Origin of the sequence: Nostoc sp. FACHB-892, from assembly GCF_014698795.1 — a bacterium.
Classification (GTDB): domain Bacteria; phylum Cyanobacteriota; class Cyanobacteriia; order Cyanobacteriales; family Nostocaceae; genus Nostoc.
The window spans coordinates 223,733-240,154 of the sequence record NZ_JACJTR010000002.1 but is presented as its reverse complement, the minus strand read 5'-3'; the positions used below and the strand labels follow the sequence as shown (position 1 = coordinate 240,154).

At 37.4% G+C, this 16,422-nt stretch carries 13 protein-coding genes and 1 pseudogene; 9 read left to right on the top strand and 5 right to left on the bottom strand.

What is annotated here, in order from left to right; translation table 11 throughout:
* Nucleotides 1-150 precede the first annotated feature (150 nt).
* The 4 genes from H6G96_RS41105 to H6G96_RS03715 form a co-directional block, all read right to left on the bottom strand.
* Entirely contained in the window at nt 151-438 is a 288-nt protein-coding gene (locus H6G96_RS41105; RefSeq protein WP_347242171.1) for a hypothetical protein, read from the bottom strand.
* Between the two features lie 95 nt (nt 439-533).
* Nucleotides 534-1,580 (bottom strand): chlorophyll synthase ChlG, encoded by a 1,047-nt coding sequence (gene chlG, locus H6G96_RS03725; RefSeq protein WP_190910198.1) that lies wholly within the window; start codon nt 1,578-1,580, stop codon nt 534-536.
* A gap of 83 nt (nt 1,581-1,663) precedes the next feature.
* Nucleotides 1,664-2,764, bottom strand: a complete 1,101-nt coding sequence (locus H6G96_RS03720) for an ArsA family ATPase (protein ID WP_190910197.1) — start codon at nt 2,762-2,764, stop codon at nt 1,664-1,666.
* A gap of 120 nt (nt 2,765-2,884) precedes the next feature.
* Nucleotides 2,885-3,076, bottom strand: coding sequence for a DUF2862 domain-containing protein (locus H6G96_RS03715; RefSeq protein ID WP_190910196.1), 192 nt, complete (start codon nt 3,074-3,076; stop codon nt 2,885-2,887).
* A gap of 437 nt (nt 3,077-3,513) precedes the next feature.
* On the opposite strand from H6G96_RS03715, the gene H6G96_RS03710 reads away from it, so the two are divergent.
* The 7 genes from H6G96_RS03710 to H6G96_RS03680 all read left to right on the top strand — a co-directional run bounded on the left by H6G96_RS03710 (nt 3,514) and on the right by H6G96_RS03680 (nt 13,978).
* Nucleotides 3,514-4,320 (top strand): ABC transporter permease, encoded by an 807-nt coding sequence (locus H6G96_RS03710; protein WP_190910195.1) that lies wholly within the window; start codon nt 3,514-3,516, stop codon nt 4,318-4,320.
* Complete coding sequence (locus H6G96_RS03705) at nt 4,321-5,061, top strand: ABC transporter ATP-binding protein (RefSeq protein WP_190910194.1); 741 nt, start codon at nt 4,321-4,323, stop codon at nt 5,059-5,061. It begins immediately after the preceding gene.
* Between the two features lie 201 nt (nt 5,062-5,262).
* Complete coding sequence (locus H6G96_RS03700) at nt 5,263-6,621, top strand: class I SAM-dependent methyltransferase (protein ID WP_190910193.1); 1,359 nt, start codon at nt 5,263-5,265, stop codon at nt 6,619-6,621.
* 25 nt (nt 6,622-6,646) lie between these two features.
* Entirely contained in the window at nt 6,647-10,399 is a 3,753-nt protein-coding gene (locus H6G96_RS03695; RefSeq protein WP_190910192.1) for a glycosyltransferase, read from the top strand.
* A 55-nt stretch (nt 10,400-10,454) separates the two neighbouring features.
* Nucleotides 10,455-11,420 carry a GDP-mannose 4,6-dehydratase gene (locus H6G96_RS03690; RefSeq protein WP_190910191.1) on the top strand — a complete coding sequence of 322 codons (966 nt, stop codon included), beginning with the start codon at nt 10,455-10,457 and terminating at the stop codon, nt 11,418-11,420.
* A gap of 173 nt (nt 11,421-11,593) precedes the next feature.
* A complete protein-coding gene (locus H6G96_RS03685) occupies nt 11,594-12,889 on the top strand; it encodes a glycosyltransferase family 1 protein (protein WP_190910190.1) in 1,296 nt (431 codons plus the stop codon).
* A gap of 48 nt (nt 12,890-12,937) precedes the next feature.
* Nucleotides 12,938-13,978, top strand: coding sequence for a glycosyltransferase family 1 protein (locus H6G96_RS03680; protein WP_242063159.1), 1,041 nt, complete (start codon nt 12,938-12,940; stop codon nt 13,976-13,978).
* 39 nt (nt 13,979-14,017) lie between these two features.
* Here H6G96_RS03680 and H6G96_RS03675 read toward each other — a convergent pair whose 3' ends face one another.
* Nucleotides 14,018-14,791 (bottom strand): sulfotransferase domain-containing protein, encoded by a 774-nt coding sequence (locus H6G96_RS03675; protein ID WP_190910188.1) that lies wholly within the window; start codon nt 14,789-14,791, stop codon nt 14,018-14,020.
* A gap of 84 nt (nt 14,792-14,875) precedes the next feature.
* Between H6G96_RS03675 and H6G96_RS03670 the strand changes: the two are divergent.
* Together H6G96_RS03670 and H6G96_RS03665 are read left to right on the top strand one after the other, a co-directional pair.
* A pseudogene (locus H6G96_RS03670) lies at nt 14,876-15,175 on the top strand (glycosyltransferase); the annotation flags it as partial.
* 98 nt (nt 15,176-15,273) lie between these two features.
* Nucleotides 15,274-16,350 (top strand): glucose-1-phosphate thymidylyltransferase, encoded by a 1,077-nt coding sequence (locus H6G96_RS03665; protein ID WP_190910187.1) that lies wholly within the window; start codon nt 15,274-15,276, stop codon nt 16,348-16,350.
* The last annotated feature ends 72 nt before the right edge of the window (nt 16,351-16,422 follow it).

Below are 16,422 nucleotides of genomic sequence, written 5' to 3'. Positions count from 1 at the left end.
CACGTTCATAGAGAAACCGTAAAGCCTCCGGCATAGCTAGGCTTCGGGCAAAGCCTCCCCTAGAGAAGTATTGGGCATTGGGCATTAATTACTTTCCCTCTGCCCCTTCATCTCCCTTATTTTCTCTATTCCCTACTCCCCACTCTCTAACTAATACAAATAAGGATTTGTCTTCGGTTGATAATCCAAACAATGGATCGCTTCTTCTGTATTGGCAATAGATGGGCGTACAGTACATTTAAGACGGTAATTGTCGGTAAAAAATTGGCAACCAGTACAGGGTATTTGATGCATTTGTTTGGCTGTACTAACACTATCTCGCGCAGCTGTCCAGAGATTCAAAACAACGAGAATAGTTACAGTCCAAGCAGTGATAAAGCAAATAGGGATTAAAAAAGGCTGAATCCCATGAATAAGGAAAGATATTATTTCTAACACGGCATTTGCTGATACAAATTAGTAGTTAAAAGTATATTAACTCTTAACTCCTAACTCGTAACTTCTCACTCATAACTTCTCACTATAGAAGTATATTAAACGCCAGCATGACCCAGCGCTAAACCAGTGACGAGCATTCCTAGAACAAGAAACGGTTGGGCGCTGGCTTGGTACTTAACATCATTCTTCACCGGGTCACGCAGGAAATACATATCCTGCAAGGTGATTTGCGGAATGATTAAGAGTATTAGTATTGTTGCATACAAATTCTCATGGATGCTGACGAGATAAGCTGCTATCAATCCTTGAAATACATCAATCGTTACTACACAAATCCATGCCGCAGTGGTGATGCCAAACATTACGGGTAGTGACTGTAATCCTAACTGGCGATCGCCTTCTACACTCTTGAAGTCATTGACAATCGCAATTCCCAATCCAGCCAAGCTGTAGAACATTGTCAAAATCACAATTGTGGAATTGAGATCGCCAAACAAAGCGTGTCCTGTAGACCAAGGTAAGGTGATATAGCTTGCACCCAAGGCGTAGCTACCTAGCCAACCGTTTTGCTTGAGTTTCAGGGGAGGCGCAGAATAAATGTAGGCGATGAAAGAACCAATGATCGCGATCGCTGTAATTGTTGGGAATTCATGACCAGACCACACATCTAGCACAAATGCCAAACCATAGCCAGCAATCAGTAATACCCAAATCTGAGTAATTACCTGGGGTAAAGGAATTGCCCCAGAGGGAATTGGGCGATAAGGTTCATTGATGGCATCGATTTCGCGATCGTAGTAATCATTGAGGATTTGGGTGTAACCTGTCATCAATGGCCCAGCCAGCAGCATACAGGTTGCTACCTTCAACACATTTTCCAGTGTCCAAGTATAGTTACCAGAAGAAGCCGCACCACAGACTACGCCCCAAATTAGGGGAATCCAGGTAATGGGCTTCATTAGCTGCAAGCGAATTTTCCAAATTGAAGTTTCCCCAGCAGCTGCACCTTTCATCCCCAGTAGCTGCCTAGTTTTGGCATTACGATCAGCAGATGCGATCGCTTGCTCGTTGGGATTATTTGCCACTGAGTCTAGTGCCTCAGTTGAGTTGGGGTCTGGGGTAATGGGATTTGATTCTGACATAAGGCGTATTTTTTTTAAGTAAGGAGTTAGGAGTTATGAATTATTGTTTATTCCTAACTCTTCACTCCTAACTCCTTACTAACTTAAAACGAAATTATCAAATAATTATTCTGAAACTTTGCTCCAGCAACAGGTTTGCCACTCAAAGCTGGGGGTAGGGAAATATTTCGTCGCTGATCTCCTGCTTCTACGGTGACTTCTGGTCCATATTGGGTGAGCTTGACTTGCTTTTTGTCAAATCCTGGCAAAAATAAGCGTACTTGACGATTGTGGATGTCTATTTCAATGGGTTTGGGAGCCTGTAGAGCTTGTGCTTCAAAGTTTGGTAAAGCGTCTATTAGTGGTTGCCAGTCACCTGTGGGCAAGTCGGGAACGACGCTCACAGGTAGGGGGATAAATTGCTCTGATAGGTTGATATTTGTCTCAGGAGACACAAGCAGAACACCACCGACAGTTAAACCAATTTGTTGAGCACTACCCCACAAATAACGAGCATTTGCTACCTCTATGGGATCCCCTGTGGTCACTAAGAAAGCAGCGAGACGTTTGGGGTCAGTAAGAGCGGCTCTCCCCTTTTCTAATAAATTATTGACTTGATTAGTGGGCGCTGCAAAGTTATCTGTTGTCCAGTTGACATTGAAAAAGCTGCTAATCAACGGTTGAATCAAGGGCGATTCAGTAATCGTCTTCCCCAAATCGGAGTTGATAAACAATTGTCGAAATCGCCGGACATACCAACTGAGAGATTCTGGCAAACCCAACATTCGCAACGTTAAAGAGTCGCCTGTGCCATCATATACGATCGCATCATATTTGCCACTGGCATCATATTCGCGGATAGCATTTAGGGCTAGAGCGCTGTCCATCCCCGGCAATACTACCAGTTCTTGACCAAAAACGTCTTTGAAAATGGGCGTGCGGAGGTATTGAGCCTCAAGTTTTTTGGCTTCGTCCCAGTTGCGTTCTAGCAGTACAGATGCTTGAAACTGGACTACTTGCAAATTGGGGGCGATTTCCTGAGGATCGGCAGAAATGGGGGTACCCAGGAGGGTTGGTAACGTTGGTTCTGGATGTCCTGCTAGGAGTACACGCTTGCCTTGACTTGCCAATAATTTGGCGGCGGCGATCGCAATTTTGGTACGAGCGGTGCCGCCTTTGCCCAAAAATGTCAATATTAGAGCCATTACTTGATTCCTATTTTCACCGCCGGTTTTTTCAACTCCAACTTAGCACTCAACAAAGATTCTCAGCCTGTACTTTAAGTTTCAGATTCCTAGAAAAACCCGGTTCTGAGTTCTTTAGAGTTACACAGGTTTGATTTCATCTTCAAAAAACCAAGTAGAAGTATTGTCGTCAAACATCACGACTACACCAATCCCACGCCCATCGGTGACTTTGTAGCCTTGGATGATACCCACTTGTCCTAGTTTTTTTACAACAGGGGCAGAGACGCGATCGCGCAAACGATAGACTTTAACCTTTTGTCCGATTTCCATGCCTGATTACAATGCAATAAACCAAGTCTCAGTGTAGCGGAATCCGTGACTCTGCTTTCACAAATTCAGTGGAAATAAGGGATAAAATTCCAAACTCCTGAGCTAACAGCTTAAAATTAAATCAACAACCAAATAGCTACAACGATGATGTTTGTTACAGTACAACAGCTAGAAGAGAAGATGTTTGACTTTTAATTATTTTTGTGATAAGCGAAGCTTGTTGATTGTGGCAGAGAGTTCTAGGAACCAATTGATAAATTAACTGGTCTTGCCGGGATAAAATGTGGTTAAGAGTATAAAAATGGTAATTAGTAACTTGTATGTTTAACAATGCTTTTTAAAATACAGTTTTTATTGTTAAAGTAATGCGGTAAAGTACCCACCAATAGTATAAAATTTGCGAATAATTTACCTGTGATGTATACCGGTGTGTGAGGATGAAGCTTTCGGTTAAAAGTAATTCAACTTGGTTGCAAGTGTTGCGCTACTGGGAATTGCTGCATGTATTGGTAGGACGGAATCTTAAAGTGCGTTACCGAGGTTCATTCCTGGGGGTTTATTGGTCACTTTTGAACCCGTTGATTATGACGGGGTTGTACACTGCAATTTTTGGGACAACGTTTGCGTCCTATTACAATAACTCGATCCCAAATTATGTATTAGCAGCGTTTACTGGGCTTGTGGTAATCAATTTTTTTTCAGCTGCTACTTCTCAGGCATTGAGTAGTGTAGTGGGTAATGGCTCACTTTTGAATAAAATTCGTCTGCCAGTCAGTATTTTTCCTATATCAATGATTGCAGCAAATGTATTTCAGTTTGCCGTCGGGGTGTTGCCCTTGCTAGCAGTCATAACTTTCGTTAAATCTAAAAGTTTAGTAAATGTGCTAGCATTGCTGTTTCCATTTCTAGCACTAATTTTAGTCTGTACGGGAGTTGGTTTTTTGGTAAGCGCTTTATATGTATTTTTTAGAGATTTACCTTATTTTTATGAGTTAATTATATTTGTAATTTGGATCAGTAGTCCTGTATTTTATCCGCCGGACATTGTTCCAAAAGCAGTAAAAACGTTTTTAGGATTAAATCCTTTATCACCAATTATTGAAAGTATCCGTCAGATTACACTATCGGGAGCGTTGCCGGATTTAACTTTAATTTGGGGAGCCTTGCTCAGTGGCATAATTATTTTGTCACTGGGATGGGTTTGTTTTCAATTGTGGCGGCATCAATTTATGGATTTGCTGTGAATGGAAGTAATTCGCCTAAATCAAGTTTCGCTGTGGCGACGGACACAAGAAGAGTTTTCTTATGACCTCAAGAAAACTTTGCTATCTGTTTTGGAAGGTAAATATCACCAACCTGCGAAGAAACTGGTGCTAAATGAAATTGATTTGGTTGTTGAAAGAGGCGAAAAAATAGGTATTATAGGGGCAAATGGCTCTGGTAAATCAACACTATTAAAGATAATTTCTGGAATTTTACAACCTACCAGTGGTTTAGTACGAGTGCGCGGTCAAATTGCTCCATTGATTGAACTTGGAGCAGGGTTTGATGCAGAGATTTCTGTGATGGATAATATTCTGTTATATGGTGTATTACTAGGATATTCTCGAGCAGAAATGCGGGAAAGAACGTTTTCAATATTAGAGTTTGCAGAGTTAGAAGATTATGCATTAGTACCAGTGAAGGGATTATCTTCTGGTATGGTAGCGCGATTAGGATTTGCGATCGCCACAGACATACAGCCAGACATTTTGATATTGGATGAAGTGTTGTCGGTCGGAGATGAAAGTTTCAAAAATAAGTGTAAGCGAAGAATTGAGCAATTTTGGGATCATAACGCTACTGTATTAGTAGTTTCCCATGATTTAAAGTTTATAAAACAGTCTTGTGTTCGAGGAATTTGGTTAGATCAAGGAAGAGTGCGTTTTATGGGATACGCAGATGAAACCACCGATTACTATTTAAACTCAATAAATCAAATTTAACTTAATTTAATGTAGACTACCTAATATAAGTTATTGACTTATATTAGTAATTCTGTTTTAACTAAACTGTTTAGTGAGATAGATAAATGAGATTAGTATATTATTAGATAGACTTAGGCAGAGATTTACTTAAGCTTTTTGTAAAATTTGCTAATAAAAATATATTCTTTTCCACAGAATGATAAATTTTAGGAAAATCAGATGGATTACGACAAATTACTAGACCGTATTCATAACGTTTATCAAGAATCTCTTATGTTTTATCATCCTGCTGGAAAGGATCAAAATAAAGTAATAAATATACCTAATAAATTAATTCATAATAGTTCCGTTACAGAAATTGATGGTAACTATTTACTATTTTTTAATGATATATATACAAATACTATTCGTAAAGGGTTAAAAAATATTTTAAAGAAAATAGCATGGCCTATTTTGAAAAGACAAGTTTATTATAATTCTGCTGTTAGACAACTTTTATATCAGTTAATACAAGAAAGTGAGGAATATTCTACAAGAGATCGAGAAGTAAACGAGAAGCTTTCTCAACTGGAACAGAAAGTAGAACAGCTTTCTCAACTGGAACACAAAGTAGAACAGCTTTCTCAACTAGAACAGAAAGTAGAACAGCTTTCTCAACTAGAACAGAAAGTAGAACAGCTTCCTCAACTGGAACAGAAAGTAGAACAGCTTTCTCAATTGGAACACAAAGTAGAACAGCTTTCTCAACTGGAACACAAAGTAGAACAGCTTTCTCAACTGGAACACAAAGTAGAACAGCTTCCTCAACTGGAACAGAAAGTAGAACAGCTCTCTACTGAACTACAAGTTAATAATAGTGTAACTAGTAAATTTGCTTCTGCTGAGGAAGCAAAAATTAAGAGTGGGTTATGGTTTAATGATCCAATCTGGGTAGGTTATCGTGATAATGGCGAAGCCTACTGGGTTGAGACTACTGAAAGAATTTTAGAAAAGACTTTTGTGATGCATTGTCTGGCTTACTTGTATCAATCTAGACATATAGAAATTCTAGATGTAGGTGCTGCCGAAAGTCTCCTTTCGTATGAGTTAGCTAGTTTTAATTACTCAGTTACAGCAATAGATATTCGCCCCATAGCGTTATTTCATCCCAACTTGAAGTTTGTTAAAACTGATATCTGCAAACCTGTATTACCACCAGCTAGTTTTGATTGTGTTATTGCTTTATCTACTTTAGAACATATTGGCTTGGGATGGTATGGAGATGAAACAGGAGAGAGTTATGATATTAAAGCTGTACAACAGATTAGTTTACTTTTAAAGCCAGAAGGTAGTTTTATACTCACAGTTCCCTATGGGAAAAAAGCTTTAACGCCAGTACATAGAATATATAATCAAGAATCACTCCAAGAGCTGATTCAAGATTTCAAAGTAGTTCAAATATCTTATGGAGTACGTAAGGATGACTTTACTTGGACTATTACTGAAAACGAATTAGAAGCATCTGAAAAGGAACATAATCCCAATAATTACCTTCCTGGTGCAGTAGCTATGCTGGTATGTAAAAAAAATCTTGTATAAAAACTAAAATCAGAATAGACATAACATGAAAATAGCCATTGATATTCAAGCTCTGCAAACAAATAATTCTAGAAGTAGAGGTATTGGACGTTATACACAATCTGTAATAGAAGCTCTATTTAGACAGCAAAATAGGTTCAGCTACCAATTATATACTAATAATACTCTACCAGCTCCAGAACTGGATGAAAATTACTTTCAATATAATTCCCTAGATTACCCATACAGTGGGAGTTGTGACATAAATGATCTGCTATTAAAAAGTGTTTTCATGGTAGCAGATGCTGACATAATATTTGTACCCAGCCCAATGGAAGGTTTAGACTCCACAATACCTGACTATAGTGATTTTCCTAAAAAAGTTTTTGTTATTTGCTATGATTTAATCCCCCTTATATTTTCTAATAGATACTTAAATGATCCAAATATGCGCTCCTTGTACATGAAGCGATTAAAAAATATACAAAATGCTGATTTTATATTTGCCATTTCTGAATCTACTCGTCAAGATGTAATTAAATACCTGGACATATCCCCTGAAAGAGTTTTAAACGTTTCAGGTGGTGTCTCTCCTTTCTTTACTCCAATTCACGCTCATGAACAGCAAGCTTGGCTCGAAACTTTTGCAAGGAAATTTGGTATTGACAATAAATTTATACTTTATACGGGAGGTGAAGACTGGCGAAAGAATATTGAAGGGTTAGTTATCGCTTTTTCTAAGTTACCAAAGAGTTTACAGGAATGCTACCAGTTAGTGGTTGCTTGTAAAGTTTCTGAAAATTTTAGTAAAGAAATAAATAGTTTAGCATCAAAATTAGAAATTAAGAAATCCATAATATTAACAAATTATGTTACAGATGAAGAACTAAGAGCTTTATACTCAACCTGTTCTCTATTTGTTTTTCCTTCTTTTTATGAAGGCTTTGGTTTACCACTACTTGAGGCTATTTCATGTGGCGCACCAGCTATTGCAAGTAATAACTCATCTTTGCCAGAGATTTTAGGTTCTAATGAATTGTTGTTTGATCCCTACTCGCCTTATGATATGGCTAGGATCATGCAAAAAGTTTTATCTGATGAGAGCTTTAGAAAAAAGAATTCAGAAGATGCTCTTCAGCAATCAGCAAAATTTTCTTGGGAATCTGTTGCTAAAAATATATTAGACGTGTTCCAAGAGCATGAGCCACTAAATAAAGTATCTATATCATTTAATAGAGTTACGAGAGTTAATCAAAAGCCACAAATAGCTTTTTTTAGCCCATTTCCACCAGCGAAATCTGGTATAGCAGACTATACTCAGGATTTGTTGCCATCTTTGGGGCAACATATTAACCTTGATTTATACCATGATGATAGTTATTTGCCCGACATTAATATCAGTAACAACTTATTCTCTCATAGTGAATTTGAAGAAAGATTAAAATGTCAAGCATATGAAGGTATTATTTACCAGATAGGGAACAGTAGTTACCATTCTTATATGTACTCCCAGTTAATGAGATATTCTGGAATATCTGTGTTACATGACTATTACTTGGGAGGACTAATTAATTATATGGAAGCTCGTTGTCCAGAACTAGGTGTTAAATTCTCTAATGAACTAGAACACAGTTACGGAAAAGATAGAGCAATAAAAATTTTAAAACTTTTAAAAACAAAAGATTTGGATGTTAATGAAAAGTTATCTGAAATAGGTATTTATGTAAATAGAAGAATTTTTACACGTTCTTTAGGAGTTATATTACACAGTAAATGGGCTTATAACTCTGCTATTAAAGAATTTGCTAATGATAATAACTATATTGTTCATATACCTCAAATAGTGCCAAAATATGTTGTTAAGGAAAAATCACTAAGAGATCAACATAAAGAGTTGGGTCTTCCGAACGATAAACTTATAATATCAACTTTTGGTTTTATCAATAATACCAAACGTCCGCTACAACTTCTTTATGCATTTAAGAAGTATCTTGCAACTCAACCTAATGCTTTCTTAGTACTAGTGGGTGGTACTGATTACCTTGGTACAATTAATATAGAAGATGAAATTATAAAACTAAGTTTACAAGGTCAAGTAAAAGTTACTGGCTATATCAATATGCTGGACTTTTACCGATATATAGAAGTATCAGATATATGCCTCAATTTAAGATTTCCTTTTAACGGAGAAAGTTCTGCATCTCTTCTGCGTATCTTGTCTGTTGGTAAGCCTACTATTGTTACAGATATCGGTTCCTTCTCTGATTTTCCTAATGATGTAGTGTTAAAAATACCCCAGCCTGGGCAATGTGATGAAGTAGAAGAGATATTGAAAGCTCTGGTTTTGCTAACTCAAAACTCAGACCATAGGAATTCTCTGAGCCAAAATGCATACAAGTATATTGCCGAGGAACATTCACCAGAAAGATGTGCTAATCTATATTCTGAATTTATTCAGCAAGTACTTTGTTCACCACAAGCAAAAAGCAAAAATCTCGCTGACTATGTAGGGCGCGAATTAGCTAAACTTGCACCCAATATATCTGAAAAAGTGTTTACTAACTTTGCTAAAGCTATTGATAACTGCTATAAACAAGAAGAAAAAGTAGAAGTACAAAAAGTATTTGAAAATTCTAATCTCAATAATACTGTTATACCAGCACAACCTTATCTACAAAAAGAACTGAACTTTAATGATTTTTTACACGCGTGTCGTTCTATTTGCCTTGCAAAGATACCAAAAGCTAAAAAAATATTAAGTATTGGATGTGCTGGAAATTGGTACTTTGAATGGTTCGATAAATTGTATCCTTACTCTATTGACAATCACACTGGTATAGATTTGAATCCAAAACCGTTAGATTTACCAAAGAATGTAACTTGGATTCAACATGATGGACATGATCTAAGCTTAATAGAGTCGCAAAGTTTTGACTTAGTATTTGCTGGTCAATTTATTGAATATATATCTTGGGAATCACAGGTAAATTTTTTATTAGAAGTTAACAGAGTACTTAAATCCAATGGTATTTTTGTAGTTGATAGTCCTAATTATACCGTTACTAATAGATATGGATGGAAGCAACCAGAACATATACATGAACTAACTTTTGAACAAATATGTGAGCTTTTACCAATCTCAGGTTTTGAAATTCAAGATTCATATGGTTTGATTCCAAAAGATTTGTTAGGAATTCCACCTAGTTTATTTGGTAGATATATTGAGCCTTGTTTAGAAATAAATTTCAATGAAGAAGATACTCAAAAAGCAATTAACAAAAAACCGGACAATTGCTTTGTTTGGTGGTTAACAGCCCAAAAAACCAAAGAAATAAATAGTATAGATAGTAATCTACATAAGCGAATGCAAGAGTTATATGTAGAGAACCAAAGAATTAAAAATGAGGTGATTTTTCATGGGATCGGTTCAATTATTAAAAGAAAGCAAGACTATTATGTTATTGCGAATCCTGATGATGGGCAAGGATTTGCGATCTTTGGTCCTTATGATTCTTATGATCAAGGTAAATATTTAGTTGAATTTGAAATATTTCCCCCAGATAAGAAAATAGATAAAAGTAATTTAGATCTAGTTGTAGCGATTGCAGATATCTCTACTAATTCTGGCATAGAAGTATTAGCAAAAAAGGAAGTTCGACTACGAGATATTTTAAATAAAGAAAAAATAAAATTGGAATTCAGTATAGACAGATCATCTATACTTGAATTCCGTGTTTTATCCTTGGGAATATCTCCGGTTTTGATCGGTATTAAACCAAGGGTATTATGGCTCCCATAAGGTTAAAAGAAATAATGTAGTAGTCTTTACAGATATAGAAATAAAAAAAGGGAGTATGGCAAAAAAGAAAGCGTTGATCACAGGTTTAACTGGGCAAGATGGCTCTTACCTTGCTGAACTATTGCTAGATAAAGGTTATGAAGTCTTCGGTTTAGTCCGTCGCTCAAGTTCCAGCAATCTTGACCGCATCAATCATTTTTCTAATAACATTCAAATTCTATCTGGTGACCTTTTAGATCAATCTTCCTTAATGGATGTGATTGCTGAAGCTCAACCTGACGAAATTTATAATCTTGCCTCGCAAAGCTACGTCCCCATTTCTTGGACACAGCCAGCTCTCACTGCTGAATATACAGCACTTGGTGTCTCCCGCTTACTAGAATCTATCCGTCGCTGCAAACCAGATGCTAGGTTCTATCAAGCCTCCAGTAGTGAAGTTTTTGGTCAACCTGACGAATCACCCCAAACCGAACGTACTGCTTTCCGTCCCCGTAACCCTTATGGTGTTGCGAAAGCTTATGCTCACTGGATGACTATCAACTATCGGCAAAAATACAATCTTTATACTTGTTGCGGTATCACTTACACCCACGAATCACCTCGACGTGGCACAGAATTTGTATTTCGTAAAATTACTTATACTGTAGCTCAAATCAAACTTGGTTTAGTAAATGAACTAAAATTAGGCAACCTAGAAGCTCGCCGTGACTGGTGCTACGCCAAAGATGCTGTTTACGCCATGTGGCTAATGTTACAGCAAGAACAACCCAATGATTACATTATCGCTAGCGGTGAAACCTACTCTGTTAAAGAACTTGTTGAGTGTGCCTTTAGCTGTGTTGGGCTTAATTGGCAAGATTATGTTTCAGTAGACCCCGCTTTTTATCGCCCTGATGAACCAGTGCAGTTAGTTGGCTGCATTGATAAAATTAAAGCTGAAATAGGTTGGCAGCCTCAGTACTCTTTTAATCAATTAGTCGAGTTAATGGTTGATTATGACCTTAAGAAATTAAGTAGTTAACTGGTTTAGTTTCTTAATTATAAATAACTATTAACCTGAAACTAGAACAAAATTAAAATAGCTTACCTAAGAATTTAACTCCTGAGTGTTTTAGTGATGGATTGTCTTAGGTAAGTTTTTTAAGTAAAAATATTAAAAATTTACAATAAGAATAGTTTCAAGTAGGTTTTAAGATGAAGATATTTATAGATTGTACTCATACTGCAAAACATACATATAAAAATACTGGAATCCATAGAGTAGTTCGAGAACTAACTTCTGAATTATTGCAAATAAGCTCAAACCGCACAGATATAGAAATAGTAGCGGTTATGTTTGATGGTAGTTTTATGCGGAGAGTGACTAATCTTAATAAACAGCAAGACGACCATTTGATCGAGGTTAACAAATATTTCGCTCTAACTAAAATAAATATAAAATTTCAAGCTCTAGTTTTGAAACTGAGAAATAAATTTATCAATTTTTTTTATAGATTAAATTTAATTGATTGGTTTGATTCAAACTCAGTAAACAAAAAAGTTTTTATTGAATTTGAAGATTCTATAATCCAGTCAGGAGATATTTATGTGATAGCTGATGCTAATTGGGATTTACCTAAAACTTACTACCGATTTTTACAACTCTTAAAAAGACATAAAGTTACTATTGTAGTTATATGCTATGACCTCATTCCAATAAAATTTCCAGAGTTTTCTTCCAAAAGATTTACTAAAGCTTTTACAAAATTTTACAGTGATTATTCGACTTTATTCGATAAGGTATTATGTATTTCTAAGAAGAGTGCTGAAGATTATAGTAATGCGAAAATTCAAGGAATATTAGCTAATAATAATTCACAAATTATTCAAAGCTTTCGCTTGGGCAGTAACTATTATAAACAGGATTTATTACTAAGTGAAGGAAATAATAGTTTTGATGTAAAGTTGCAGGAATTCCTTAATAAAAAATATATTTTAGTAGTCGGAAGCTTAGTGCCTCATAAAAATATTAAAACTATCATTGCAGCCTTCGATTTATTAATAAATTCTAGTCATAATGTATTTTTAGTTTTTGCAGGTAATAAAGGTTGGGACTCAGAAACTGATAACTTGATAGAATCTAATAAAGTGTATGGCAAGCTCATACAAATATTAGGTTCAGTAACTGATGCTCAACTAGATTTTCTCTATCAAAACTGTTACTGTTTAGTTCAAGCCTCTTTTTATGAAGGATTTGGATTACCTGTTGTGGAAGCACTACAACACTGTAAACCAGTAATCGCTAGCAATGGTGGCTCTTTGCCTGAAGTCGGAGGCGATTTTTGTAGATATTTCTCTCCTACTCAACCAAGAGAACTGTATGAAGCTTTAAAAGAGCTACTTGATTCAGATATTTACTACAATAATTTGGTAGATCGCATAAGAAATGAGTATATCCCATTCTCATGGCAAGAATCTGCTGAAGAGTTTCTCTCTTGTTTGTATAACTAAATTCAATTTAAATAAAAGCTTAACAATTTGTTGATTAATCTATCTTTTTTGTCTAAGAAACCCACAGGTATAACAACCTACGCTTTAAATATTCTTGTAAATCTGCAATCTCTCAAACTAACATTATTAACTTCACAGTCAATTTCTGGCTATGAATGCTATGAAATTTCATCAAAACTAACACCAGATTACGGTACGAAAGGTCATTTTAATCGCCTACTTTGGACACAATTTCAACTACCACAAATATATAAAAAACTCAAATCGAGCCTCTTGTTCTCCCCGCTACCGGAAGCACCTCTTTATAACAACTGTCGTTTTGTTGTTACATCTTTTGACATGATACCGTTGCGTTTTGCTAAAAGCTCCTCACCACTCACAGCCTACCACCGCTACTATACGCCCCAAGTTTTTAATCAAGCACAACATATTATTTGCATATCTCAGACTACAGCTAAAGACATCACCGATTTTTACCAGATTCCCGCTAGTAAAATTACTCCGATTCCTTTAGCGCATGATCGCACTCACTTTTACCCTCTTAATCTAACTACCCGCAACTATTTTCTCTATATTGGTCGCCAAGATCCATACAAAAATATACAGCGCCTTATAAGTGCTTTTGCTGTGTTACCTAATTGCAAAGACTACGAACTATGGTTAGTAGGGCCAAGTGATTCGCGTTACACTCCAACTTTAACAGCGCAAGTTGCAGAACTAGGTATAACTAATCAGGTGAAGTTCCTTGACTATGTACCCTATGGCGAATTGCCAAAAATCATCAATGAAGCGATCGCTCTGGTTTTTCCCAGTCTCTGGGAAGGTTTTGGTTTACCTGTCTTGGAAGCAATGGCTTGTGGTACTCCCGTCATTACCTCGAATCTGTCCTCTTTACCGGAAGTAGCTGGCGATGCGGCGATTCTGATCAATCCCTACAACACCGGAGAAATTACAGAGGCGATGCAAGCTATTGCTACCGATTCGGTATTGCGATCACGTCTACGTACCCTTGGTCTCAACCGTGCTAGTCAGTTCAGCTGGACAAAAACAGGACTTGCCACCACCGAAGTTCTCAAGCAGTATTCGTAGTGACTGATTTTTAGAAAATAGAGCCACTGCGGAGTAAACTTAGTTCTTCACTGCAATGGCATTCCAGTTAGCGATCGCCTGCTCTTCGGTTAGAGTCGGGTCAGCATTACACACATACTCAAGTTTAGCCAACACGCTTTGATGGGCAAGAGCAATCTCTTGAGCAACGGGTGCTATCAGAAGCTTCCTCCAAAGAGCATACTTTCCCTGCCAGAAGTGATTGTTTGTACTCATGGTGCGGAGGCGATCAATGGAATGCAACGAAACCACATTTAATATAGGCTTGACTGGGGTCAGCCCCAGTTGTTCGTTAAACTGAGAAAGTTCCTTAACTGCATCATTCACCAGATTTTCGTAACGAACTTTCAATGTGTCTTCTTGCCTCCACCATTCCGAGCTAATCGAGAGAAGTGCTGCTGCTCTACCTCCAGTAGCATAGTTGATAAACTCTGGGCTAAGTGGCGTTTTCTTAAGGATGGATATCTCAGTTCCCCCCTCACCATTTAGCCACCTGCCAGTATCCGGTTCGTAGCTGGCAAAATGCAGAATAGAAATCAATACATCCAAGGGATGGCGGGCAATAACTACCACACGAAATCGTTGCTGGGCAAGCAATGAAACTAAATCATCACTTCTATGCCAATGAATCTGAAGCACTAATCTTGCTGGTAGCAAGTGCCAGGAAATGTCATCCGGATGATGCACCGCAAGTTCAGCCATTTCATAAATAGCTGCCAGCATTTTTCGTAACCAGGTGTTGCCTGAGCGGGGATTGCTAATTATTGCCAGACGCAAGGAGCCTAAACTGCTCAAATTATGTTAATCCTTTCAGCTAAATTAAGGCTATTCTATGGGGTTTTGGTTTCTTCACAACGTTTTTTTAAGAAATAGCTTTAGGCGATCGCTCTGGTTTTCCCCAGTCTCTGGGAAGGTTTTGGTTTACCTGTCCTGGAAGCAATGGCTTGTGGTACTCCCGTCATTACCTCCAATCTGTCCTCCTTACCAGAAGTAGCTGGTGATGCGGCAATTCTGATCAATCCTTACAACACGGGAGAAATTACAGAGGCAATGCAAGCTATTGCTACCGATTCGGCATTGCGATCGCGCCTTTCTAGTCAAGGTATTACTCACTCTCAACAATTTAGTTGGGAAAAAACAGGAAAAGCAACCAGCGAAGTTTTATCCCGCTACCTGTAAAAGATAACCTAACGCCAGAATTTAGATGTAAGGATTTTGGATTTTGTCAAGATTTCAGATTATCTTGACTAATGACTTACAACTAATCCTCAATCCTTATGAAAGCACTAATTCTCTCAGGTGGGAAAGGTACACGTTTACGTCCTCTCACCTATAGCGGAGCAAAACAACTCGTACCAGTTGCGAATAAGCCTGTTTTATGGTATGGCATTGAAGAAATGGTCGCTGCTGGTATTACTGATATTGGCATTATCATCAGCCCAGAAACTGGGGCAGAAGTCCAAGGAAAAACCGGAAATGGAGAATACTTTGGAGCGAACATCACCTACATTATACAAGACCAGCCACTTGGACTTGCTCACGCAGTCCAAACCGCCCGTCCCTTTTTAGGTGATTCTCCCTTTGTCATGTACTTGGGCGATAACCTCATCCAACTAGGTGAGTTACATTACTTTTTGCAACAATTTAGTCAGCAACAGCCAGATGCTCTGATTCTGTTGCGTTCGGTTGCCAACCCTAGCGCCTTTGGTGTAGCTCAGGTAGATGAGACAGGACGAGTATTACAGCTAATTGAAAAACCCAAAGTTCCTCCTTCGAATCTGGCATTGGTAGGAGTTTATTTCTTTTCTCACCTCATCTTTGATGCGATCGCAAATATCCAACCTTCAGCCAGAGGTGAACTGGAAATTACTGATGCTATTCAATACCTAATTAATCAGGAAAAACAAGTTTTATCTTACAATCTACAAGGTTGGTGGTTAGATACTGGTAAAAAAGATGACTTATTAGAAGCTAATCGATTGATTCTGGATACCTATCTGACAGCATCAGTTGTTGGCGAAGTCGATGCCCAAAGTCAAATTATTGGCCGAGTTCAAATCGGTGCAAAATCTAAAGTAATTAACTGCACAATTCGAGGCCCAGTAGTCATTGGTAGCAACTGTCATCTAGAAAACTGCTTTATTGGCCCTTATAGTAGTATTGCCAACAATGCCACACTCATTGATACTGATTTAGAACACAGTGTCATTTTAGAAGGTGCTAGAATTGCCGGAATCCATCAGCGCATTATTGATAGTGTGATTGGACAACGAGCACAATTAACTCTTGCACCCCGTCGCCCCAAAGCTTTGCGATTTCTAATTGGCGATGACTGTCAAATTGAACTAACGTGATTTACTTATTAAAAACAAGAAAAACCACAGTCAAAATATTATTCTAATACCTGTAAAATACAAGTATTAAAT